Source organism: Candidatus Obscuribacterales bacterium (assembly GCA_019744775.1).
Taxonomy (GTDB): Bacteria; Cyanobacteriota; Vampirovibrionia; order Obscuribacterales; family Obscuribacteraceae; genus SBAT01.
Genome location: JAIETZ010000005.1, coordinates 38,649 through 59,807, shown reverse-complemented (window position 1 = coordinate 59,807; position 21,159 = coordinate 38,649). Strand labels below are relative to the sequence as shown.

Below are 21,159 nucleotides of genomic sequence, written 5' to 3'. Positions count from 1 at the left end.
GTTCGAACCTCTTAATTAACAGCGGCGCAATAAAGGGCGGAATTACAGGTAACAGTGGTAAACAATCGTTCGCACGGAGCTCCTCTTAATGGACGATGCAAAACATCTTCGCGACTTCGTGTTGAAACCAGAAATCCAAGTGAACGATGCTCCTCAAGAGTTGGCAGGCTATCTTCAAAACTTTCTTCAACAATTAGTTCGTCCCATTCAATCGATAACGACTTAAGAGTCTCAACCGCCTCTTTCAAGATTTCTTCCGGCTCTTTGACCGGTGTTTGATCTATTGCTGGATTACTAACTTGAAAAATGTTGGTATTGGCTGAGTGCGCCCAACCAAGTCTGGATGATACGCAAAGTATTTGCATCTTTCCGGCAATTAAGGGTGCCAACATCTTGACGCACTTCAGGGATTCTTCCGAACCGTCAAGCAGAAATGCGCAAGTTGGTTTGTCCTCGTCACTTAGCTGATTCGACTTTACTTCGCGGGCCAGTATGAGAAGAACTTCCTGCTCAACCTGCAACAGTTGATTGGTAACGGTGGAATCCAACATCAACTGTTTAGCAGAATGGCGTCCCGGCGTTGTAATTATCACCGGCACATTCGTGTTCTCCGCTAATGCTTTTATTTCCGAGCCGGCCTTGCCGTGCTCAATGCGAATCTCGACTTTCGCTCCGACTTCTTCAAATTTCTTCGCGAGAAATTCCAATAGGATTTGAGACTCCTCCGCTGCCGTTTGCGGATAGGTCTCTTCAATGCGTCCCGTTTTGTCACTGATCACAAGTTCAGATGACGGTGAATCTACAACATGCAATAGAGTTACAGTGCATTTCGAAAGATGAAAATACTTGATCGCAAGATCAACCGCACGCTGCGAGTGTGGTTTTCCATCAAATGGTAACAGTATGTTCATTGTCCTTTAGATTTACCGGATTTGTTTTTCGGTGTCTTGCCGCCCAATGTATCCGTACCTTCTTCGGTTTCAATCATCGAGAGATTGATGCCACGGCTTGCCAATTCAGTCAAATAAAGCTTGACCGGCACATGAATTTCTTGAGCCAGAACACCTTTTTCTTCAATGTCTCCACGAGCCATCATTTGAGCCACAATGGACAATGGGAAAGCATTCATACGCGCAGCCGCTAAAATTCCTGCACCTTGATCCATATAGTCCATGCATTCCCAAACCATTTCTACAGGCTTGTCGTTCCTAAGTCCATTGATGGTTACTCGTATCAAAACAACGTCAGGCTCAGTCGGTGCATGCTTCTCAATCAGCTTGTCTAGCAGTGCACGCGGCGCGATGGACACCCCATCAACTTTCATCTCAGAATCAGAGAAAAGTCCAAGATCACGCAAGAGTCTTACTTGCGAACTGTAACCTGGATAATGCAGCATTTTGAAATCCAAGTTTTGAATTTTGCCGGCCATTGTCCATGCCAGACGCGACATGCCACCGGATGTGTTGAATGCTTCCAGATGTCCAAATGGTTGTGGGAATTCAATAGACTCAACTTCAGTTACCGAAGGCAAACGCAACATTTTGCCATCGCGAATGAGAGTTGATTCCTCAACAAATTCATTTATCAAACGCTCGCTGGAAATAATAGGCGTTTGCGAGAGTTCAACATTTGACTCAACCGGAAGCGCACCTACAAGAAAGCGAACTTGATAAACATCCATTTCCTGCATAGCCGTGGCGGCAAGTATGGATACCATACCAGGAGCCAGACCGGCACCTGGAATAATTGCCACTCCGGCATTTTTTGCGACTTCATCTAAGAGGAATTGCTTGCGCAGCTCTTCTTCATCACCACCAAGATCACAGTAATCACAGCCGGCTTCAAGTGCGAGCTTGGCCAATTCATAGTTGTGTCTGGGTGACAAACAAGAAATAACTACATCAGAGCGAGACATCAGCCCCTTAATGTCGTTCAATTGAGAGATGTCCAGCGCGCAGGGGACTATTCTCTTATCGACAAAGTGCTCCATTGCCCGATGCAGACTGTCGACATCGGCGTCCGCCCAGAAGATCTCGTCAATTTTTGGGCTACGTACAAGGTCATATACAACCGCGTAGCCAAACTGGTTTGCACCTAAGACTAAATAATTCACGGTTATTTCCTTCCCTAATACGTGGAACGCCTTTTTCCACCGTCGACACAAATGGTGGAGCCTGTAATATAAGCCGCCGGTTGAGAGCACAAGAAAGCAATGGTGGCACCCATTTCTTCCGGAGTTCCCAAACGTTTGGCTGGAATTGACTTCAAGTAATCTTGCAAATGGTCGTCTTTGGTGCCGCCCTTTTCTTTGATCATGGCATTGACACGCTCTTCTGTTCGGTCCGTGTAGATGACGCCTGGGGCAACACAATTAACGGTAATGTTTTCTGCCGCTACTTCATCGGCTAAAGTCTTGAGCATGGCGGTGACAGCCGAGCGCATGGCATTAGACACGGCAATTGTGCCTATTGGTTCCATCACGCTAAGCGAAGTAACTGTCACTATCCTGCCCCACTTGTTCTTTTTCATGCCTGGAAGAAACGCTTCATTTAAGTGGACAACACTTTCAAATAATTGGTCGAAGCCTTTTTGCCAGTCTTGCGCTTGTGTTTCCTGCACTGTCGAAGGCTTTGGTCCGCCAACGTTATGAATCAGAATGTCAATAGATGAAAAACGCTCACGGACTCCTTTGACTAAGTTTTCACGAGATTCCTTATTTGTCAAATCTGCAGAGAGAAAATGAACCGGTTTACTGCTTAATTTGCCAATTTCGGCAGCGGCAGCGTTCAATTCATCTTCGCCGCGAGCACAAAGGAAAAGCTCTACTCCGGCTTCAGCTAGCGCTTTAGCTGCGGCTTTGCCGATTCCTTTTGAAGCAGCACAAACGAGTGCCTTTTTACCAGAGATTCCAAGGTCCATGTTTTACCCTTTGTACCGATAACAAATAGTTTTGGCTTCCGAGAAGAAATCCAAGCTCCAGCGACCGCCTTCGCGGCCTATACCGCTTGCTTTCATTCCACCAAAAGCAGATCGCAGGTCGCGAGCAAACCAGCAATTAACCCACACGGTGCCCATACGAATGTGGCGTGAGACTCGGTGGCAAGTATCGACATTGGAACTCCAAATGCTCGCCGATAAGCCATATGGTGTGTCATTGACCATATCGATGACTTCTTCCTCTTCTTCAAAGGAAACAATAGGCAATACCGGTCCGAATATTTCTTCCTGGCATAGAGGCGATTTGTTATCGAGTCCAACAAAAACAGCCGGAGTCAAGAAAAGTCCTTTCGGGAATTCTTCCAAGCGATCACCGCCTGTAATGAGCTTCGCCTTTTTCTTGCCTAGTGCCAGATACTTTTCGACTTTATCAAAGTGCTCTTTGCTAATAAGAGAACCCATCTGCGTTTGTCTATCCAATGGATCGCCTACTTTTATCTGAGCAACTTCGGCAGCAATTTGTTCGACAACTCTGTCAAATACTTTTTTGTGAACATACAATCGCGAACCGGCAAGACAAATCTGACCTTGATTGCGATAGGCAGCGCGAATAGCTGTCGGTATAGCTTCATCCAGATCGGCATCAGCAAAAAGCACAGTTGCACCTTTGCCACCCAGTTCAAAGGAGACCTTTTTCAAAGTCTTGGAAGCGGCAGCCATAATTGCTTGCCCGGTTGTTGTTTCTCCAGTGAAAGAAATTGACGAAATATCCGGATGCTTGGTTAATGCCTCACCGGCACCACCGGCGCCAAATCCATGCACGATGTTAAATACACCTGGTGGCAATCCTGCTTCATTCATAATTTCAGCAAGCATGGTCGCTGTGTACGGAGTCCATTCAGCAGGTTTTAAAACGCAAGTATTGCCCATCGCCAATGCAGGAGCAATTTTCCAGGTAGCCAAATACAACGGCAAATTCCATGGCGTAATAAGTCCGACGACACCCAGAGGCTCGCGCACCGTGAAATGACGCTCGTTAACATTTACCGTAAAGCACTCTTCATTTAAAGATGGCGCATAGTCGGCAAAGAAATGAAAGTTGTAGGCAGCGCGCGGAATATCGCCGTCCATACTCTCAACAATTGGCTTGCCGGTGTCGGCAGTTTCTGCTAATGCCAAGGATTCTTGATTAGCTAATATCAGATCACCAACACGACGCAATATTTGACAGCGTTCCTTAATAGACATATGGGGCCAAGGACCATTATCAAATGCGTCCTTCGCAGCTTCTACTGCGCGATCAATATCTTCAGCACTTCCTAAGGAAACAGTTGCCAACAGTTCGCCGGTTGCCGGATTAACGGTCTCGAAAGTGTCACCTGATGCCGACGGCAAGAATTGGCCGCCAATAAAATGACCAAGGTGTTTGGTTTTCAACTTTGTTCCTGCGCCCATTTATTCTCCCTGTCCATTTGGACAAAATGCAGTCGCTTTTATTTCAATGAAATTTTTTCCCGGCAATGCAGCCGCCGCTACAGTCGTGCGTGCAGGTGGATTCGGAAAAGAAAAATACTTTTCGTACACGGAGTTATATTTTGAAAAATCCTGCATATTTACTAGAAAGACTGTGACGTCAACAAGATCCGTCAATTCGCAATTTGCCGCCTTTAAAACACTCTGTAAGTTGGCAATAACTGCGTGTGTCTGCGTTTCAATATCGTAAGAGGCAACCTTTCCGTTGCCATCTAAAGTGACACCAGCTTCCTGACCGGTTTTCGGATCACGCGATCCTTGTCCGGATACAAAAACAAAAGAACCAACTCGTACCGCATGACTGTATGAACTCAACGGAGAAGGAGCTTCACCAGTACAGTTAATGCCGATACGCTTCAACGTTGTCACGTCCTTTGAATGCAGTCTGAATTCACCAGTGCAATTTTACTTGAACGAGTCGTAATTGAGTTGTCCCTATACACAGACCGAAGTCAAGGAGGATATACAACTTATAAACTTTCTAAGCAATTGCTAACAAACGACTAGTTTCGGTCGTAATACAACTAAACTATTAGATCGAAATGATCGCACGGCACCCATTTAAAAATTTGACGAAAAAGTTAGCAGCAGTTTTCTCTGCGGCACTAATTCTTTGTAGCAATGCCGTATACGCTCAAGACGCTATCGAAGATCTAACCGCCGATGAGCAAGCTGCTACACGAATAGATATACCAAGCCCTGCACAACTTACTGACCAAGTAGACACCTATGTATTAGGTCCGGGTGATTGGGTTGGTATCACCGACGTATACGATCAATATAAACAGCAGCAACCGGTGCCTGTCAGCCAAGATGGCAATATCACCTTGTATCCTTTTGGATATATAAAAGCACAAGGACTAACGACTCTTCAGCTGGCTCAAGTTATCAATGACCGCTCAAAAGAATTTTTCACTCAATCGCATTTTCAGGTAAGCCTCGTTCAAGTTAGACCAGTCATGGTTTATGTTCTTGGCGAAATACAGTTGCCTGGACGTTACCAATTGAGTTCCAGTACCGACACTGTAATCCCCAACGTTTTAACCGCAATTCAAGCAGGTGGTGGGCTAAGAGAAACCGCTAACGTTCGCCGTGTCCAAGTCAGACGCGGAGACGAAATCATAAATGTCGACCTCTGGAAAATGGCCAGCGAAGGTGATAACACTCAAGTAGTCATGCTGCGACCTGGCGACATTGTCTTTTGCACAAGAGGCGGCGACCAATTCAATCCGGACGGATTGGGTGATCTCTCTGCGATTCGCGGACGTTGGGTCCGTGTTTTAGGAACAGTCAGAGCACCTGGATTAATTGAGCTGCGTCCAAATGACACACTTTATTCCGTTGTTGCCAGAGCCGGAGGCTTCGGGCCAGGAGCAGCAACAAGATCGGTTTTACTTAGCCGTATGAATCGCGACGGCACAGTATTTTCCAAGCGAGTTTCCCTGGTTAAGGGACTAAAAAATAGAGATTCTTTGGCTAATGCTCCAGTTCAGTCAGGAGACATCGTTGTCGCATCAACCTCGCTTATTAAGACAGTCGGCGTGGAAGTCGCCAGAGCCGGTGCAATTACCGCCTTGGCAATGCTTGTTATTTACTTCAGTAACAAGGTGCATAACGTCAACGTAATCACCAACGACGCAACTACAAGCACAAGCACAACAACAACAACAACGACAACTACTACAACGCCGTAATAATAGGCGCGAGTTGTTTGTCTATAAGCTCTTCTGCGTGTTGCAAGTCGACGGCTTCCGCATTTTCAATGTGCCGGCATAAGATAGCGAGCAACTCGCTTTCAAGTTGCCCGATAGTCAAAGCCTTTTGATAATCGACATTGGAAAACGTAACCAGTCCATAACGAGAGATATATTTTCCAGGGAATCGTTTCTCTAATATCTTCTCCACTGCCTTTTCCAACTGAAAATGCTTATCGGCAACTTTGTCGCGCATTTCTACAAAGTTTTCGACAGCCATATCGGCAATCGCATCGGTATTATTCTTGCGTTTCGCATAAAAGGCATCAAACAACTCAGCCCAATTAATTTCGTCTCCGGCAGCACCAATTAGCTCATTGAGCACGGAGCAATCTTCGAAACCACAATTCATGCCTTGACCGAAAAAAGGAACAATGGCATGCGCAGCATCCCCAATCAGAAGCACATCATCATTCCTGAACCATGGCCCGCATTTGACAGTGTCCATGTGACCGGTTGGGTTATCAAAAAACATCTGGATCAAATTGGGGATTAGGTTAAATGCATCAGGAAACTCCGAACTGAAAAATTGATGCACATCCTGCGGAGTTTGCAATTTCTCAAAACTTACTGGTCCCTCAAATGGCAGAAACAACGTACAAGTAAAACTGCCTTCGAAATTAGGCAAGGCTATGAGCATAAATGTGCCGCGCGGCCAAATATGCAGAGCATTCTTCTCCATCAGATACCCGCCACCTTTTGCGGCAGGCATCGTCAATTCCTTGTAGCCATAATTGAGAGTGTCAATTTCGCACTGGTAATCGGAACCACGCATCATCTCGGTGCGAATAGTCGAGGCGTAGCCATCAGTACCTATGAGCACATCAAATTGGTGTTTTATCCTGGACTTTTTCTCTTCGTCAAGAACACTGAGTATCTTAGTGTCGAAATCGACGTTGGCGGCCTTGCTCTTAAAGTGAATGCGTACCTTTTGAGTGGCTTCGGCATGTTCCAGAAGTATTTTGTTGAGAATCTGACGCGAAATGGAATTTATGCACTGCTCGTCACTAATTCCATATGGTTGTAGAGACAAGTCTCCATTCTTACTATGGATCATACGCCCACGCATAGGAATGGCATATTTCATTACTTCTTGATCAAGACCAACTTGCTTCAGGGCATGAATCCCACGTGTGGAAATAGCCAAATTAATCGACCGCCCGGCACCGATTTGATGTTTACGCAGGTCGGCTCTCCGCTCAAACATCTCTACAGAGAATCCACGTCGAGCTAGGACCAGGGAAAGAAGAGATCCGACAAGACCGGCACCGGCAATAGTGATTACTGGCTTAGCGAACATGCTTAGCTACTACCTGGTGAAAGCGATAAACATCCTGAAAGTTGTTATACAGAGGCGCAGGTGCCACACGAATGATGTCCGGCTCGCGGAAATCACAAATTACACCCTGAGACTTCAATGTCTCCAAAAGTGCTTTCGGATTGTTTTTGATCTTTAATGACAGTTGGTTGCCTCTGGCTTTTGGATCGCCTGGCGTAATAATTGAAATGCCTGGCATTTCAGCAAGTAAATATTCTAGATAGCCAGTGAGCCAATCACCTTTCTTACGCAATGCAGGCATTGTTGCCTGATCGAAAATCTCCATGGAAGCTCTTAATGCAGCTAACTGCAATATCGGCGGATTGCTTAACTGCCAACCTTCGGCACCGGCAAGCGGATCAAACTTAGAAGGCATTTCAAAACGTGTTTTCTTGTTGTGCCCCCACCAACCGGCAAACCGCGGCAAATCAAATTCTTTGCTGTGACGCTCATGCACAAAAGATCCGGCAATACCGCCTGGTCCAGCATTCAAGTATTTGTAGCTACACCAAACGGCAAAATCCACATCCCAATCATGTAATTGCAATAAAAGATTTCCGGCACCATGAGCTAAATTAAGTCCAACTAGACAATTGACTTTTCTTGCGGCCTTAACAATGGACGGGATATCAAAAGCCTGACCTGTCAAATAATTCACATCACCCAAAACAATAAGAGCAAGTGATTCACCTTCTCGGGCTATAGTCTCCAAAATATCTTCTGTGCGTAATGTAATCTCACCTGCACGAGGTGGAAACTCACCAATGGCAATGGCTGGATCAAAACCATGAAATTTTGCCTGCGACTGCACAGCATATTGATCAGACGGAAAAGCATTCGCCTCAATAAATATTTTGAATTTTGTCTTACTTGGTCTGTAGAAGGAGACCATCATTAGGTGCAGGTTAACAGTCAGGCTGTTCATAACAACAACTTCAAGAGGCTTTGCGCCCACCAGACGAGCCGACATTTCCGTGAGGTTCTCGTGATAAGGCAACCACGGTTTGCGCGCGCCTAAATGCCCCTCAACTCCAAAAGCTGCCCAATCGTCAAACTCTGCATTGACGTAGTCTCTGGCACTTTCAGGCATTAGCCCCAATGAATTGCCGGCAAAATAAAGATAAGGCTCGCCGTTGGCTCGTTTCGGAAAGGCGAACTTTGAACGGTATGCGCCTAATGGATCATCACGATCCATCGTCTGCGCAAACTCTTCGCTGTTTTCATACTTCACAGTTTGTGGAACGGCTGTCATACGCTTGTACGTTCCTCCGTTTGACCAAACAAGGGTATGTCAAAATCTGAATGCTTCCTATTCAGCCAGGTGAGTGCTGTTTCGCAGAGCAGGCGGTGTTTAGTCCCCGGCATCAAATCATTCATGGATTCAATCATTGCCCCCGGCTGTGCTTCACCTAAAGGAAATGGATAATCGGAGCCTAAGGCAACGCAATTTTCACCGAGAACATCAAGCACATATCGCAGTGCTCCTGGGTCATGCACAAGCGAGTCAACAAAAAAGCGTCCACAATAATCACGTGGATTTATGCTGTTGTCCACCGCGCAGAGATCAGGACGAGAAACAAAACCATGTTCAATGCGACCCAATGTCATGCAGTATGCTCCGCCGCCATGAGCAAAAGCAACGCGCAGCTTTGGCAGCTTTTCAAATACGCCACCAAAAATCATGGAACAGATAGCCAAGGAAACTTCCGCCGGCATACCGACAAGCCAGGGCAGCCAGTACTTAGGCATGCGGTCTTGCCCCATCATGTCCCACGGATGCACAAATATCGCAGCACCCAATTCGGCTGCTGCCTCAAAGACTGGAAATAATTCCTTATCGCTCAAATTCCAATTTTTAATATGCGATCCGATTTGCACACCGGCCAATTTTAAATCTCTTACGCATCGCTCAAGTTCTTGAACAGCAAGTTTGGGATCTTGCATCGGCAATGTACCAAGTCCTACAAAACGCTTTGGACTGGACGCCACAACGCCGGCAATATGATCATTTAAAAAACGCGACAAATCCAGAGCGTGTTCCGGCTTTGCCCAGTAGCTGAACATAACAGGCACCGTGGAAAGCACCTGAACATTGACGCCCATTTTGTCCATTTCGGCAAGACGCACTTTGGGATCAAAGCAATTCGACTCAACTTCACGGAAGAACTGCCCGTCATCTTTGAGCATGCGCGCTCTATCAGGCTTATGATGGTCCAGAACAATAAAGCCGCCATAGCCGTACTTGTCCTTGAAAGACGGCAGTTCAGCAGGCAGGATATGGGTATGAATATCTATCTTGTTCATTGCTTTGCCTTAGTTCCGCACTTTTTACAGGTGCTGGCATCGCTGTTGAAAAACCGTTCAAAAATAGGTTGAAATTGACCGGTAATATCAGTCAAGTTGAATTTTTCCTCGTATAATTTTTCACCGCAACTCTCGCAATACCATTGCAAGGCATCAATCTCAGTCTCCCTGCGCTGTCTTTCGATGACCAGACCGACAGTATTAGCCGGACGTCTTGGAGAATGAGGGGTATTAGCCGGCAAGAGAAAAATCTCTCCCTCTTTTATGGATATATCCATTGGTTTACCGTTATCTATAACCTTGAGAACGATATCTCCCTCAAGCTGATAGAAAAATTCTTCGCTTAGGTTGACGTGATAGTCAGTGCGAGTATTGGGACCACCAACAATCATGACGATAAATTCGCGATTTTCCCAGACACACTTATTTCCAACAGGCGGTTTCAATAAATGCCTGTTTTCGTTTATCCAATTCTTGAGGTTGATCGTTGTAAACATGCTCCGCCTCCGCTGCAATTATCTCAGCTTTCAAACTCAAAATACTTGGCGGCTCTACTTTTGCTACTATTTTGTTTTTGCAAAGGAAAAACCTTGTCAACAAGGAGATAGGCTTGCTTTCATTTCCCTGGGCGCCAATTTATAGCATTGAGAGATCCGGCAGGACTGAAGTCACTGTTACCGGTGCAATATCGATAATTGATGGCAAGGAAAATGAAATCCTGGATATAGGCGACACCAGCTATGTCCTCTGGACTCGCTCTTGCTTAAAAGCGTGGCAATTATTGGCCCATTTGCCCGTTCTAAAGGCGAGTTATCCACAGCTAAAGCCGCATCATTATGCGCTCATGATGTCTTCTCATAGCGCTGAGGAAATTCACCTCAAAACGTTGGACGAGATTTCAGAAATCGGCAAAGTTAGTCAAGAAAAACTTCAATGCCCTGCCACTTATCCAATGGCGCAAGCTGACAGAATTCACCTCAAAGATAAGGGCGCAGGACCAAATTCCAAATACAACAATTGCAGCGGCAAACACATGGGTTATCTGCTGGCGATGAAAGCTGGTAATTTACCGTCGGACAATTACCTAGCTCCGGAAGGAAAGCAGTTTGAACCATTACGACAGTTGCTGGCTTATTTGCTGAAAAGCCAAAATGCTGAATTTCCGACAACTGTAGATGGCTGTCGCATTCCCAACTATGCTTTTGCCATTTCAGATTTAGCGAAATTGTACACAAAACTAGGTAGTGACTTCACAGTCAAGCAAATTCAAGCAGCACCAAAACATTTGCAGGAAATGCTTCGCGAATGGACAAACTTGCGTAGCTACATGCACGACTTCCCCGAAATTATCGGAGGCAAAAATCGCATTGATACTCGCATCATGCAAGGTGAGCTGACAGAATCAAAAGATGTGGAACTATTGTCCAAGCAAGGAGCCGATGGGCTGCTTGCCATTTCACTCTTACCGAATGCCCAGTATCCGACTGGATTGGGAATTGTCATCAAACTCGCTTCAGGTACAGATATGCATCACATGGAGACAATTGTTAAGGAAATTTTCCATCAGCTTGGTCTACGAGCAGAAGAGAAAGCTGACCCGAACAATGCTCATCTACACAACAACTTTCATTTCGAAATCAAGGCAACAGCATGCAAGACTATGAGCTAATTGATATTTCAATACCAATCTCAGCAAAGACTGCTTGCTTCCCTGGTGACACGCCTTTTAGCAAAGAGACAACCGTCACACTCGGCAAGGACAGTTGCTTCAATCTTACAAAGTTGACCATGAGTCCACATGTTGGAACACATGCAGATGCGCCAGTGCACGTTAAAGGAAGTCTAGATTCACTTAGAGGCACCGCCGGGCTAATGAAGCTGGCGGCATTTATTGGTCCGGCAACAGTAATTGACCTGGCTCCTTTTCAAGGCGAAATATCGCTTGCAGCAACGAAAGACAAGCTGGATAAAGCAAATGTTGAACGAGTGCTATTCAGGACGGCTAAGTCTCTAAGATACGAAGTATTTGAAAACAACTATTCGTATCTATCTGTAGAGCTCGTGCAATATTTAGCTTCCAAAGGCACGAAACTAATAGGACTGGATACGCCATCAGTTGATCACATCAACTCAAAAACACTTGCCGCTCATCATGAACTCATAAAAGCCGGAATGTGCTGGCTTGAGAATCTCGATTTAACAAGTGTGTCTGAAGGCAATTATTTTTTGGTCGCCCCACCCCTAAAGTTTATGGAGCTTGAGGCTTCACCAGTTCGCGCGGTTCTCTTGAAACAAACAGGAGTCAAATAAATGTTTAACCGTAGATGCTCCGTTATTGGTGTAATCCACCTTCCGCCATTACCAGGCTCGGCAGGATACAAGGGGAGCATAGAAGAGATTCTCAACTCTGCATTGAACGACGCGATGACCTATAAAAAAGAAAGCGTTGATGCGCTGATCGTTGAGAACATGCATGATGCACCTTACTTAAAAGGTTATGTTGAGCCGGAAACAGTTGCCGCAATGGCCGTTGTTGCAAACACTGTTAAACGCGAGGCTATGTTGCCGACCGGTGTTCAACTTCTAGCTGCTGCTAATCTCGAATCATTGGGCGTTGCTGTTTCCTGTGGGCTCGATTTTATTAGAGCCGAAGGATTTGTCTTTGCGCACGTGGGCGATGAGGGATTGCATGAATCTTCCGCGGCAGTCCTGATGAGGCGAAGAGCCTATCTCAAAGGCGAACACATACGTATATTTGCCGACATCAAGAAAAAACATTCCTCGCACGCGATTACATCGGACATCAGCCTCACTGAAACTGCTCGCACCGCCGAGTTCTTCGGAGCAGACGGCGTTATAATCACTGGCGGCTTTACAAGCGAGCCGGCTGATGCTCGCGAAGTTGAGGCAGTACGCTTAGCTACTTCCGCCAAGGTGCTTGTCGGCTCCGGAGTCACCGCGGAAAACATCCGTCAATATTCAGAACATGCCGATGCTCTCATTGTCGGATCTGCCTTCAAACACGAAGGCAACTGGCGCAACAAAGTCGACCCGGAACGAGTCAAGCGCCTGATGGCGGCAGCGACCAAGTGAGAACACATGCAAGTAGTAATAGACAAAGAATATTTGGCCCGGACTATCAATCATCTTGAGAATGAGCGCAAGGTGCACGATGAGAAATTTGCCGGTAATTCTCACCATAAACATTGCCTTCCACGATTTGACACAGCCATCAGCAAATTGAAGGAAGAGTTAGCCAAGGTGACGCAGGAGAAGTAATAGATGAGCTTTCAACACCTCTTTGATCTGCAAGCAGCAAATTACATTCGCCACAGACCAGGTTATCCCAAAGAGTTGTTTGAATTCTTGTCCAGCGTTACTCCTGGTAAAACACTGGCATGGGACGCCGGAACAGGCAGCGGCCAGGCAGCCATTCAACTTGGACAGATTTTTGAAAATGTAGTTGCCACCGATTCAAGCGACGCACAAATAGCACAAGCTCCGCCCGTCGAGAACATTACGTTTCGCACAGCACCGGCTGAAGAAAGCCAATTAGCAGATTCCAGTTGCGATCTCATTACAGCAGCAAATGCTGTTCACTGGTTTGATCTAAATGCGTTTTACAAAGAAGTAAATCGAGTGCTCAAACCCAAAGGCATACTTGCCGTCTGGGGATACGGTTGGCTCATCGGCCCTGATTATCTCAAAAAAACGCTGGAAGCATTCTATGAAAGAGTCAAACCGTATTGGCCACCACCAACAAAATATGTTCAGGAGAAGTATCGCAATTTGCCCTTTCCATTTCTGGAAATTGAAGCACCGGCATTGGTGCATGAAGATGAGTGGACAATTGAACGCATGCTGGGATTTTATTCAAGCTGGTCGGCATCTGAGATTTATAGAAAAGCTATAGGTGAAAGTCCGATTGTACAACTAGCTGAAGAACTTCAAAACATCGTCCCTAACAACGGTAGCAAACACAAGATCAAATTGCCGCTCTACATGCGTGTGGGACAAAGGTCCTGAGTCGAAAAATATTCGGCAATCGCATAAACAGCAATTCCAAAGGCAACCGCCACATTGAGAGATTCTTTCATGCCACGCATTGGCAGGTGGCAGACAGCATCGCACTGACGCGAAATCTCCGGAGACACACCAGTTACTTCATTACCCACGACCAAGCACAGTGGTGTTTTCAAAACATGGTTGGACAATGCATCGGACAAAGATTGACTGCTATCCGATCTCTCCAAACCGACAATTTGATAGCCGCGCTGTTTCAACATAAGAACAGCCTCGAGAGAAGAGACGCTGTAATTCCAAGGCACCGTGTCTTCTGCACCCAGACTTACTTTAGCTATTTCGTTGCGCGGCGGGCTGCCCGTTATACCAGTCAAAATTATTCGAGAAACACCTGCTCCATCAGCAGTACGAAAAATTGATCCAACATTCCAAAGACTGCGAATATCTTCGGCAATGACGATAAACGGTTCTTTCGTCCCATCAGTGACAGTATTTTCGGTGAATAATTGCGAAGCAATTCTTTGAGCGCGCTCTTCCATTTTGACTATGCCGATTAGCAGGCGATTAAGCATTGGACGTGCGCAGGAAGCGCAGTCGCCGCTGCGAGGCGTCATGTCATCCGGCAACTCAAATTCATGCCGGCAATCGGGATAGGGACAACGCGTTAACATAGCCCTTATTTTATGTAACGCAAGGCTGCAAAGTATCATTAAATCGTGTATATTTTCAGACTATATGGTCGAAACCAACATGAGCTGGATGGAGAGAGGCGCAGCCTTTTGCAACGTATTGTCCGTTGTGGGGCCGTCAGTATGCATTGTTCACTGCCTGACAATGCCTATATTGCTTGCCGTACTGCCGGCGTTTGGATTGAGTCGCAGCGTGTTCGGTTTAAGCGACCAAACAATTGCATTGATAATCTTGCCTTTGTGCGCCTTGGCAATAATTCCGGGCTATTTCAAACACGGCAAGAAGCGAGTTCTTGCCAGCATGTGTTTTGGCTTTTCTCTAGTAATTTTTGGTAGCTTCTTTGCTGACAATCTTTTGGGACCTTCAGGCGAAATCCCAGTAAATGTTTTGGGTAGCGTCTTTTTAATTACTGCCAGTGTTCTCAATCATCGCCTTAGAAGTTGTTTCGGCCACGATCACTAGCTATTTCAGATATGCTTTGACAATATCAACGAGCATCTGAGCGGCCTTAGATTGTTCAGCTGATGGCTTCTCATCTTGATCTAAGACATGGCAACGGATTTGATCTTCCATAATTTCAGCCATAAGACCATTAATCGCGCCACGACAGGCAGCAATTGTTTGCAGGATTGAAGCACACTCCTGATCGTCCTCAAGAGCCTTTTCAACAGCCGCTAACTGCCCACGAATGCGCTTTACACGGTTGATAAGCTTCGGCTTGTCCTTGATTTCGTGCGACATTTTAAGTTCCTTACGAGATTCAGGTTCACAAGAATTATAGTATACCCCCGTATAGTATACTGATCATTAGTTCAAACAACTGAAACCCTTTGAAAGGAGTCCATACATTGAACTGCAATACACATTCTGGTCATGAACATAAACACGGCGACAATTGCGGTCACCAAGCTATTAAACATGACGGTCATACCGATTACCTGCATGATAATCATTTGCACCACATGCATGATGGTCACATCGATGAGCATACGCTTTCGGTCGGCGGAGCCAATCAAGCAAACTGCACAACCGGTCATGATTGCAGCAGTCACGAAACATCGCACAAGCATGGCGACAACTGCGGTCACGCAGGAGTGCCGCACGGCGATCACGTCGACTTCCTTGTAAACGGTCACTTGCACAATGCCCACAGCGGACATTGCGATGACCACGGCAAAGTGTCGTAAGACATAAGTCGTTTAGATCTTGAGAGAGGAGACGGTTTCCCGTCTCCTCCTTTTTGTTGCGCAAAAATCTGCAGGGGCGCATTGATGATTTCAGAGTATGATGCCCTAAGGATGGGTCAATTCTTCTTCGCGAGCGTGACTGCCATAGCCTTTCTTGTAGGCTTTGGTAATCTTGCCAACCATCCACTGCTGGAAATCATCAATGTAGGTGAATACGACAGGCACAACAACCAATGTTAAAAGCGTCGACGTGACTAGTCCGCCTATGACGGCAACAGCCATTGGTGCTCTGGCTTCAGCACCAGCACCAAATTTCAATGCAATAGGCAGCATGCCGGCAATCATAGCGACAGTAGTCATAACGATAGGACGCATACGAGCCTGTCCTGATTTAAAGATTGCATGGGTTCTATCCATGCCTCCCTTCATAGCGACAATGCAGTATTCAACAAGCAAAATGGCATTCTTTGTGACAAGACCCATGAGCATGACGATACCAATTAGTGCATAGAAGCCCAACGATTCGCGAGCTATGACAAGCGCCAGCAACGCACCACCCAGGGAAAGTGGCAACGAAACCATGATTGTAATTGGGTGGAGGAAGCCACCAAATAAAAGAACTAAAACTGCATAAATAAGCAGAATACCGACAGCAAGTGCCCAGGTAAATCCGGAGAAAATGTCCCGTTGAATTTCAACGTCACCGGCTGGAATATTTTTTACTGACTGCGGCATTTCTTTATACGCCGGCAATTTGTGCACTTTCTCCAGTGCTTGTCCAAGAGTTAAATTGTTATCCAAACTTGCATCAATCGTCACCTGACGGAGACGATCGTATCTATCTACTTGCGCAGGTCCACTGCCATAACGGACAGTCGCTACCGAGGATAGAGGAACGAGCTTTCCATCAAGTCTTTGCACACGCAAGTTGCCGATTACTTGTGGATCCAAGCGATAATGAGGGTCTAGCTGAACGCGGATGTTTATCTGGCGATCTTCCAAATTGAATTTGGCCAAATTAGCATCGACATCACCTAATGTTGCAATAAGAGCTGTACGGGCAATGGAATTGACCGACACCCACTGCTCAGCCGCTCTGGCAAAGTCAGGAATAATTTGAATTTCCGGTCGCTCAAGTGACGCGCTGGAAACAATATCTGAGAGTCCATTGATTCCGCGCATTTGCTCCTCAAGAGCATACGCTGTCTTGTACAAGGCTTCGCCGTCGTCACTAGCAAGAATAATTTTCAATTTGCCGGTAATGCCACCTGATACCGTGAATTTAAGTCTTACGCCTGGTACTTTATTCAAAGCCGGGCGAATGTCCATTTCAAAATCTTGCTGTGAAAGGCGACGCTCTCCTTTAGGCTTGAGCGTAATGAAGATAGTCCCTTTGCTGACTTCTCCGGCTCCGGACGGTCTGCCGAAACGTCCTGTGCTGGCGCTACCGATTTGAGCTAATACACTTTCCACTTCCGGACGGTTCACCAAAGCGGCACTCAAGTCATCAAATGCCTTTTTGGTCTGAGCAAGAGTCGAACCAGGCGGCAACTCGACATCCAATATACTTTCGCCACGATCAATGTTGCCCATAACCGAAGTAGGCATCATACGGAAAAGTACAAGACTGCCGGCAAAGAAGAAAACAGCAATTAAAACTGTCGTCAGTCTATGTCTTAGCGCCTTACTCAATAATGTGTCGTAGACTTTCGACAGCCGGTCATGCAACTCAGATTCCTTTACCGGCTTGAGTAGATAAGCAGCCATCAGAGGCGTGAGCATACGGGCAACAACAAGAGAGAAGAATACCGCAGTCGTTACAACCAGACCAAACTGCTTGAGGAATTTGCCGGGAATGCCGCCCATAAAAGCGACCGGTACGAAAACAACAATAATTGTTGCGGTAGTGGCAACGACTGCCAGTCCAATTTCGTCAGCCGCTTCAAGCGCCGCTTTGTAGGGATTTTTACCCATGGACATATGTCGGACGATGTTTTCAATTTCTACAATGGCATCATCGACTAAGACCCCGATTACCAAAGCCAATCCCAACAAAGACATGTTGTTCATCGTAAATCCGGCGACTTGCATAATCAAAAACGTCGGGATTAGCGACAACGGCATAGCAAGCGATGAGATAACCGCAGAGTGCCAATCGCGCAAGAAAAGCCAAACAACCACCACTGCCAACCCTGCTCCAATTAGCAGCGAATCTAAAGCCGCATGATAAGACTCGCGAACATAATGTGTTTGACTGCGGATTTTCTCTATTTTGATATCCGGTGGAATGCTTTGTCTCAATTCCTTGAGTTTTGCATCAACGGCGTCTTCAACGGACACCATATTGGCACCGTGACTGCGAACGATTGAGAAAGCTACAACAGGCTGTCCGTTGAGCATGGCAAGCTGCCTGGGTTCAGAAGTACTATCGATGACCTCACCTAGAGTATCCAGACGCACCCATTTCTTATTGGGCAACATGATACGCGTTGAAGCAAGGTCTTCCGGACTCTCGGCACTGCCTAGAGTGCGTATTGTTTCTTCCTTGGCTCCAACTTCTCCACGACCACCCGGCAAGTTTATGTTGGTTGCACGGACTTGCGCACTGACAATATCTGCCGTTGCGCCAACCGCTTCTAATTTATATGGATCAAGATTGACTCGAATTTCTCTATCGACGCCGCCGGCACGTTGGACTTGTCCAACACCCTTAACGCCCATTAGTCCACGAGAGATTCGATTATCGACAAACCAGCTTAATTCTTCAGGTGTTCGCTTATCCGAAGACACCGAATATGTGGCAAACGGCAGTCCGACAAAATCCACGCGTTGAATAATTGGCTCGTCAACATCTTTGGGAAGTTGAGTACGAATTTTGGAAACTTCATTGCGAACATCATTAACAGCTCGGTCAACATCGGTATCCAGTTCAAATTCAATTGTTGTAGCCGAAACACCTTCGTTAATAACTGAATAGATGTGTTTGATATTACCTATCCCGGCAACCACATCTTCTATCTTACGAGTGACTTGAGATTCAAGCTCAGCCGGAGCCGCACCAGTTTGATTGACGGTCACCGAAACAATTGGAATATCAATGTTGGGTGATTCGTCAATGCCAAGCTGGAAAAAGCTTGCAAGTCCAGCAAGCAACAATAATAGAAAGAGAACTAAAACAGGTACCGGGTGCTTAATTGACCAGGCGGAGATGTTTCTAATTCCGCCACCGCCTTGTGTCATTTGCTAGTCCTTTTGTCTGATACTCGTACTACATCGCCGTCTTTCAAGAAGCCGGCACCGGATACAACTACTAGCTCACCGGGCTTAATTCCCGAGCTAACTTCGACGAAGTCACCGAAACGTTCGCCACAACTAACTGAGCGGCTGTAGACCTTGTTGCCCTCAACCAAGAATACGCAACTGCGTTCGTGACGATCGACAACAGCACTGGATGGCACTGTCATAACTTCGGCTGTGCCGAGGCTTACTTGTCCGTGCACGAAAATGCCTGGGTGGATATCCTTATTAAATGGAATGTCAATGCGGACAGTGCCTAAGCGAGTGTCCACATCTACAAGTGGGCTGATTTCACGAATCTTACCGGCAAGATTTACATTACCGGGAAGTACGCCTGTTATGTCTACGTTTTGTCCAGGCTGTAGTCTTGCCAAATCCTTTTCCGGAACTTGCGCACGAATTTCAAGGCGATTGTCTCTCACCATTAGAAATAGTGCTTCATTGGCAGTACTGATATCACCAATATGCGCGTCACGCTTAGTTATCCAGCCGTCACTGGGTGCGCGAATAATAGTCTGGGCAATTTGTGCTTGCAGTGCTCTGACGTTTGCTTGAGTCTCAGCAACAGTTGCCTGCGACATTTGGATGTCTTCCAATCTGCCGCCTTCGATAGCTTGTGAAAATCTTTCCATAGCTTGCCTGTTAACAAATTTGGCTGCTGCAACTTCATTTTGTGCATGCAGAAGCTCCGCTTCACTTGTCCTTTGCAGAGTCATTTTAGCTTCAGCTTCTTCGGCGCTTACTGCCCCTTCCTTATGTAAGGCGGCATAGCGTCCGGAATTGTTGCGCGCATTATCCAAATTAGCTTTTGCCCGCTCCAAATAGGCTTCGGATTCGGCAACCTGTGCTTTGGTTTGTTCGACAGCAAACTGCAAAGCAGAAATATCCTGCTTGCGATTAGGTTGAATTGTTTTACCCAAATTTGCTTTTGAGTGTTTTAGCTGCGCCAATTCGCGATCCAACTGTGCACGCAATATAGATGAATTGAGTGTAGCGAGTACCTGTCCCTTCTTAACGAAAGCACCTTCCTCGACATCGACGGTTTCAATTCTCAATCCGCCAACTTCTGCACCGATCGATAACGGATCCCAAGCCCACACGGTACCTGTAATTCCAAGTTTCCTTTCCATGTGGCGATAGGAAGCCGGATCAACTGCCACCGTAAGCGATGCCTTGGCATTCTCGTCTTGAGCCGGACGTAATGCAGAGACAAAAGCCTGTAGAGCAAGAACAACCACAATCAAACCGGCAACCACCAACCCTGCCACAATGCCTAAGCGGACTCTTGGGCTTGCCGCAGCAAAGTTCGACAAAAGCCTTTGCTTTGTCGTCTCACAATGTTGCTTGGTTCGCTCCAGGGTATCCATATTCATTATTTTTCTCCGACCATTTTTAAATATTTGTCGAGACGCTTACGCTCGGTGTCTCCCAGTATTCCAGCAAAAACTATGTCTACGATATCAACTGTCTTCTCTTCAAAGTTGGATTTTGATTTATTGAAGTAACCAGTAAAAATAGTGCCGTACAACAGACAGCTTATTGTTTCCGTGATTGTTTCAACGTTTAGTTTTCTCACGCGACCTTCATCAACTAATGACTGCAGAAGCAAAAGCCAAGGTCCAATGTTTTTCTCGCGGTGCTTAAGATAAGTAGGCTTCTTGCGATCGCGAAACTCAGCACGCTCTTGAATGAGAAGTTCAAGCACTTCCGGATTTTGATCAAAGAACCGAAAATAGAAGCGAATAGCACCGGCAATTTTTTCAAGTGGATCTTCAATTGTTGCCACGCGCGACTCAACAAAATGAGCCAGTCGCTCCATGCCTAAATCCACTGCCGCCAAAAACAAGGATTCCTTGCTTTCAAAATAGCGGTAAATAGTCCCTTTGCCGATGCCAATCTCATCAGCAATCAACTGAGGGTCGGTTTTCGGATAACCATAATCGGCAAAAGCGCCAATAGCCGCCGAAAGAATCTCCTCCCGCCGGCGCTCCGGCAAGGATTCATCTTTCGGTCTGCCAGGACCTCTTTTTGTTAGCGTATCCACCATTTGACCACCAATTCAGCCATTTTGTGACGAACTCGTCCGATAAATATTATCGTACCACACTAGCACCTG

General features: G+C 46.3%; 22 protein-coding genes. 8 read left to right on the top strand and 14 right to left on the bottom strand.

Annotated features, from left to right (window positions below; genetic code table 11):
• Positions 1-11 precede the first annotated feature (11 nt).
• The 5 genes from K2Y22_12705 to K2Y22_12685 are packed head-to-tail and all read right to left on the bottom strand — an operon-like array spanning position 12 to position 4,839.
• A complete protein-coding gene (locus K2Y22_12705; GenBank protein MBX9879312.1) occupies positions 12-911 on the bottom strand; it encodes a universal stress protein in 900 nt (299 codons plus the stop codon).
• Entirely contained in the window at positions 908-2,113 is a 1,206-nt protein-coding gene (locus K2Y22_12700; protein MBX9879311.1) for a saccharopine dehydrogenase NADP-binding domain-containing protein, read from the bottom strand. The genes K2Y22_12705 and K2Y22_12700 overlap by 4 nt, the downstream gene beginning before the upstream one ends.
• Positions 2,114-2,127: 14 nt before the next feature.
• Positions 2,128-2,919, bottom strand: a complete 792-nt coding sequence (locus K2Y22_12695) for an SDR family oxidoreductase (GenBank protein ID MBX9879310.1) — start codon at positions 2,917-2,919, stop codon at positions 2,128-2,130.
• Positions 2,920-2,922: 3 nt separating this feature from the next.
• Entirely contained in the window at positions 2,923-4,392 is a 1,470-nt protein-coding gene (locus K2Y22_12690) for an aldehyde dehydrogenase (protein MBX9879309.1), read from the bottom strand.
• The gene (locus tag K2Y22_12685) at positions 4,393-4,839 is read right to left on the bottom strand and encodes a RidA family protein (protein MBX9879308.1); all 447 of its coding nucleotides are present in this window, start codon (positions 4,837-4,839) and stop codon (positions 4,393-4,395) included.
• Positions 4,840-5,012: 173 nt separating this feature from the next.
• Here K2Y22_12685 and K2Y22_12680 point away from each other — a divergent pair, with 173 nt between their 5' ends.
• On the top strand, positions 5,013-6,164 hold the full coding sequence (locus tag K2Y22_12680; protein ID MBX9879307.1) for an SLBB domain-containing protein: 1,152 nt from the start codon (positions 5,013-5,015) through the stop codon (positions 6,162-6,164).
• On the opposite strand, the gene K2Y22_12675 is transcribed toward K2Y22_12680, so the two are convergent.
• Genes K2Y22_12675 through nbaC form a run of 4 tightly spaced genes read right to left on the bottom strand, consistent with a single transcriptional unit; the run spans position 6,151 to position 10,343 of the window.
• Positions 6,151-7,524: an FAD-dependent monooxygenase gene (locus K2Y22_12675; protein MBX9879306.1), complete on the bottom strand. Its 1,374-nt coding sequence runs from the start codon at positions 7,522-7,524 to the stop codon at positions 6,151-6,153. The two genes, K2Y22_12680 and K2Y22_12675, sit on opposite strands and share 14 nt — an antisense overlap.
• Positions 7,514-8,794, bottom strand: coding sequence for a kynureninase (gene kynU / locus K2Y22_12670; GenBank protein MBX9879305.1), 1,281 nt, complete (start codon positions 8,792-8,794; stop codon positions 7,514-7,516). Before kynU ends, K2Y22_12675 begins: the two co-directional genes overlap by 11 nt.
• Positions 8,791-9,846: an amidohydrolase gene (locus tag K2Y22_12665; protein ID MBX9879304.1), complete on the bottom strand. Its 1,056-nt coding sequence runs from the start codon at positions 9,844-9,846 to the stop codon at positions 8,791-8,793. The genes kynU and K2Y22_12665 overlap by 4 nt, the downstream gene beginning before the upstream one ends.
• The gene (gene nbaC / locus K2Y22_12660) at positions 9,843-10,343 is read right to left on the bottom strand and encodes a 3-hydroxyanthranilate 3,4-dioxygenase (GenBank protein ID MBX9879303.1); all 501 of its coding nucleotides are present in this window, start codon (positions 10,341-10,343) and stop codon (positions 9,843-9,845) included. Before nbaC ends, K2Y22_12665 begins: the two co-directional genes overlap by 4 nt.
• 113 nt (positions 10,344-10,456) lie before the next feature.
• Between nbaC and K2Y22_12655 the strand changes: the two genes are divergently transcribed.
• The 5 genes from K2Y22_12655 to K2Y22_12635 are packed head-to-tail and all read left to right on the top strand — an operon-like array spanning position 10,457 to position 13,872.
• Positions 10,457-11,515: an asparaginase gene (locus K2Y22_12655; GenBank protein ID MBX9879302.1), complete on the top strand. Its 1,059-nt coding sequence runs from the start codon at positions 10,457-10,459 to the stop codon at positions 11,513-11,515.
• The gene (locus K2Y22_12650) at positions 11,497-12,156 is read left to right on the top strand and encodes a cyclase family protein (GenBank protein ID MBX9879301.1); all 660 of its coding nucleotides are present in this window, start codon (positions 11,497-11,499) and stop codon (positions 12,154-12,156) included. Before K2Y22_12655 ends, K2Y22_12650 begins: the two co-directional genes overlap by 19 nt.
• Entirely contained in the window at positions 12,157-12,939 is a 783-nt protein-coding gene (locus K2Y22_12645; GenBank protein MBX9879300.1) for a BtpA/SgcQ family protein, read from the top strand. It abuts the gene before it with no gap.
• A 6-nt stretch (positions 12,940-12,945) separates the two neighbouring features.
• A complete protein-coding gene (locus K2Y22_12640) occupies positions 12,946-13,125 on the top strand; it encodes a hypothetical protein (GenBank protein ID MBX9879299.1) in 180 nt (59 codons plus the stop codon).
• A 3-nt stretch (positions 13,126-13,128) separates the two neighbouring features.
• Positions 13,129-13,872 carry a class I SAM-dependent methyltransferase gene (locus K2Y22_12635; GenBank protein ID MBX9879298.1) on the top strand — a complete coding sequence of 248 codons (744 nt, stop codon included), beginning with the start codon at positions 13,129-13,131 and terminating at the stop codon, positions 13,870-13,872.
• Here the strand turns inward: K2Y22_12635 and K2Y22_12630 are convergent.
• Entirely contained in the window at positions 13,845-14,540 is a 696-nt protein-coding gene (locus K2Y22_12630; GenBank protein ID MBX9879297.1) for an RNA methyltransferase, read from the bottom strand. The two genes, K2Y22_12635 and K2Y22_12630, sit on opposite strands and share 28 nt — an antisense overlap.
• Before the next feature lie 79 nt (positions 14,541-14,619).
• Between K2Y22_12630 and K2Y22_12625 the strand changes: the two genes are divergently transcribed.
• The gene (locus tag K2Y22_12625) at positions 14,620-15,021 is read left to right on the top strand and encodes a MerC domain-containing protein (GenBank protein MBX9879296.1); all 402 of its coding nucleotides are present in this window, start codon (positions 14,620-14,622) and stop codon (positions 15,019-15,021) included.
• Here the strand turns inward: K2Y22_12625 and K2Y22_12620 are convergent, their stop codons facing one another.
• Positions 15,022-15,300 (bottom strand): metal/formaldehyde-sensitive transcriptional repressor, encoded by a 279-nt coding sequence (locus K2Y22_12620; protein MBX9879295.1) that lies wholly within the window; start codon positions 15,298-15,300, stop codon positions 15,022-15,024.
• A 107-nt stretch (positions 15,301-15,407) separates the two neighbouring features.
• Between K2Y22_12620 and K2Y22_12615 the strand changes: the two genes are divergently transcribed.
• Positions 15,408-15,746, top strand: coding sequence for a hypothetical protein (locus tag K2Y22_12615; protein MBX9879294.1), 339 nt, complete (start codon positions 15,408-15,410; stop codon positions 15,744-15,746).
• Positions 15,747-15,851: 105 nt separating this feature from the next.
• Here the strand turns inward: K2Y22_12615 and K2Y22_12610 are convergent, their stop codons facing one another.
• From K2Y22_12610 to K2Y22_12600, 3 genes are read right to left on the bottom strand one after another with little or no spacing between them, the layout of a single operon-like run.
• On the bottom strand, positions 15,852-18,986 hold the full coding sequence (locus K2Y22_12610) for an efflux RND transporter permease subunit (GenBank protein ID MBX9879293.1): 3,135 nt from the start codon (positions 18,984-18,986) through the stop codon (positions 15,852-15,854).
• Positions 18,983-20,416, bottom strand: a complete 1,434-nt coding sequence (locus K2Y22_12605) for an efflux RND transporter periplasmic adaptor subunit (GenBank protein ID MBX9879292.1) — start codon at positions 20,414-20,416, stop codon at positions 18,983-18,985. Before K2Y22_12605 ends, K2Y22_12610 begins: the two co-directional genes overlap by 4 nt.
• Positions 20,416-21,090, bottom strand: a complete 675-nt coding sequence (locus tag K2Y22_12600) for a TetR/AcrR family transcriptional regulator (GenBank protein MBX9879291.1) — start codon at positions 21,088-21,090, stop codon at positions 20,416-20,418. Before K2Y22_12600 ends, K2Y22_12605 begins: the two co-directional genes overlap by 1 nt.
• Positions 21,091-21,159 lie beyond the last annotated feature (69 nt).

Bases quoted from the DNA above. Each gene is read 5' to 3' on its own strand.
- K2Y22_12705 (MBX9879312.1), bottom strand. From the start codon at position 911: ATGAACATACTGTTACCATTTGATGGAAAACCACACTCGCAGCGTGCG.
- K2Y22_12695 (MBX9879310.1), bottom strand. From the start codon at position 2,919: ATGGACCTTGGAATCTCTGGTAAAAAGGCACTCGTTTGTGCTGCTTCA.
- K2Y22_12690 (MBX9879309.1), bottom strand. From the start codon at position 4,392: ATGGGCGCAGGAACAAAGTTGAAAACCAAACACCTTGGTCATTTTATT.
- K2Y22_12680 (MBX9879307.1), top strand. From the start codon at position 5,013: ATGATCGCACGGCACCCATTTAAAAATTTGACGAAAAAGTTAGCAGCA.
- K2Y22_12675 (MBX9879306.1), bottom strand. From the start codon at position 7,524: ATGTTCGCTAAGCCAGTAATCACTATTGCCGGTGCCGGTCTTGTCGGA.
- kynU (MBX9879305.1), bottom strand. From the start codon at position 8,794: ATGACAGCCGTTCCACAAACTGTGAAGTATGAAAACAGCGAAGAGTTT.
- K2Y22_12665 (MBX9879304.1), bottom strand. From the start codon at position 9,846: ATGAACAAGATAGATATTCATACCCATATCCTGCCTGCTGAACTGCCG.
- nbaC (MBX9879303.1), bottom strand. From the start codon at position 10,343: ATGTTTACAACGATCAACCTCAAGAATTGGATAAACGAAAACAGGCAT.
- K2Y22_12650 (MBX9879301.1), top strand. From the start codon at position 11,497: ATGCAAGACTATGAGCTAATTGATATTTCAATACCAATCTCAGCAAAG.
- K2Y22_12645 (MBX9879300.1), top strand. From the start codon at position 12,157: ATGTTTAACCGTAGATGCTCCGTTATTGGTGTAATCCACCTTCCGCCA.
- K2Y22_12640 (MBX9879299.1), top strand. From the start codon at position 12,946: ATGCAAGTAGTAATAGACAAAGAATATTTGGCCCGGACTATCAATCAT.
- K2Y22_12635 (MBX9879298.1), top strand. From the start codon at position 13,129: ATGAGCTTTCAACACCTCTTTGATCTGCAAGCAGCAAATTACATTCGC.
- K2Y22_12630 (MBX9879297.1), bottom strand. From the start codon at position 14,540: ATGTTAACGCGTTGTCCCTATCCCGATTGCCGGCATGAATTTGAGTTG.
- K2Y22_12625 (MBX9879296.1), top strand. From the start codon at position 14,620: ATGAGCTGGATGGAGAGAGGCGCAGCCTTTTGCAACGTATTGTCCGTT.
- K2Y22_12620 (MBX9879295.1), bottom strand. From the start codon at position 15,300: ATGTCGCACGAAATCAAGGACAAGCCGAAGCTTATCAACCGTGTAAAG.
- K2Y22_12610 (MBX9879293.1), bottom strand. From the start codon at position 18,986: ATGACACAAGGCGGTGGCGGAATTAGAAACATCTCCGCCTGGTCAATT.
- K2Y22_12605 (MBX9879292.1), bottom strand. From the start codon at position 20,416: ATGAATATGGATACCCTGGAGCGAACCAAGCAACATTGTGAGACGACA.
- K2Y22_12600 (MBX9879291.1), bottom strand. From the start codon at position 21,090: ATGGTGGATACGCTAACAAAAAGAGGTCCTGGCAGACCGAAAGATGAA.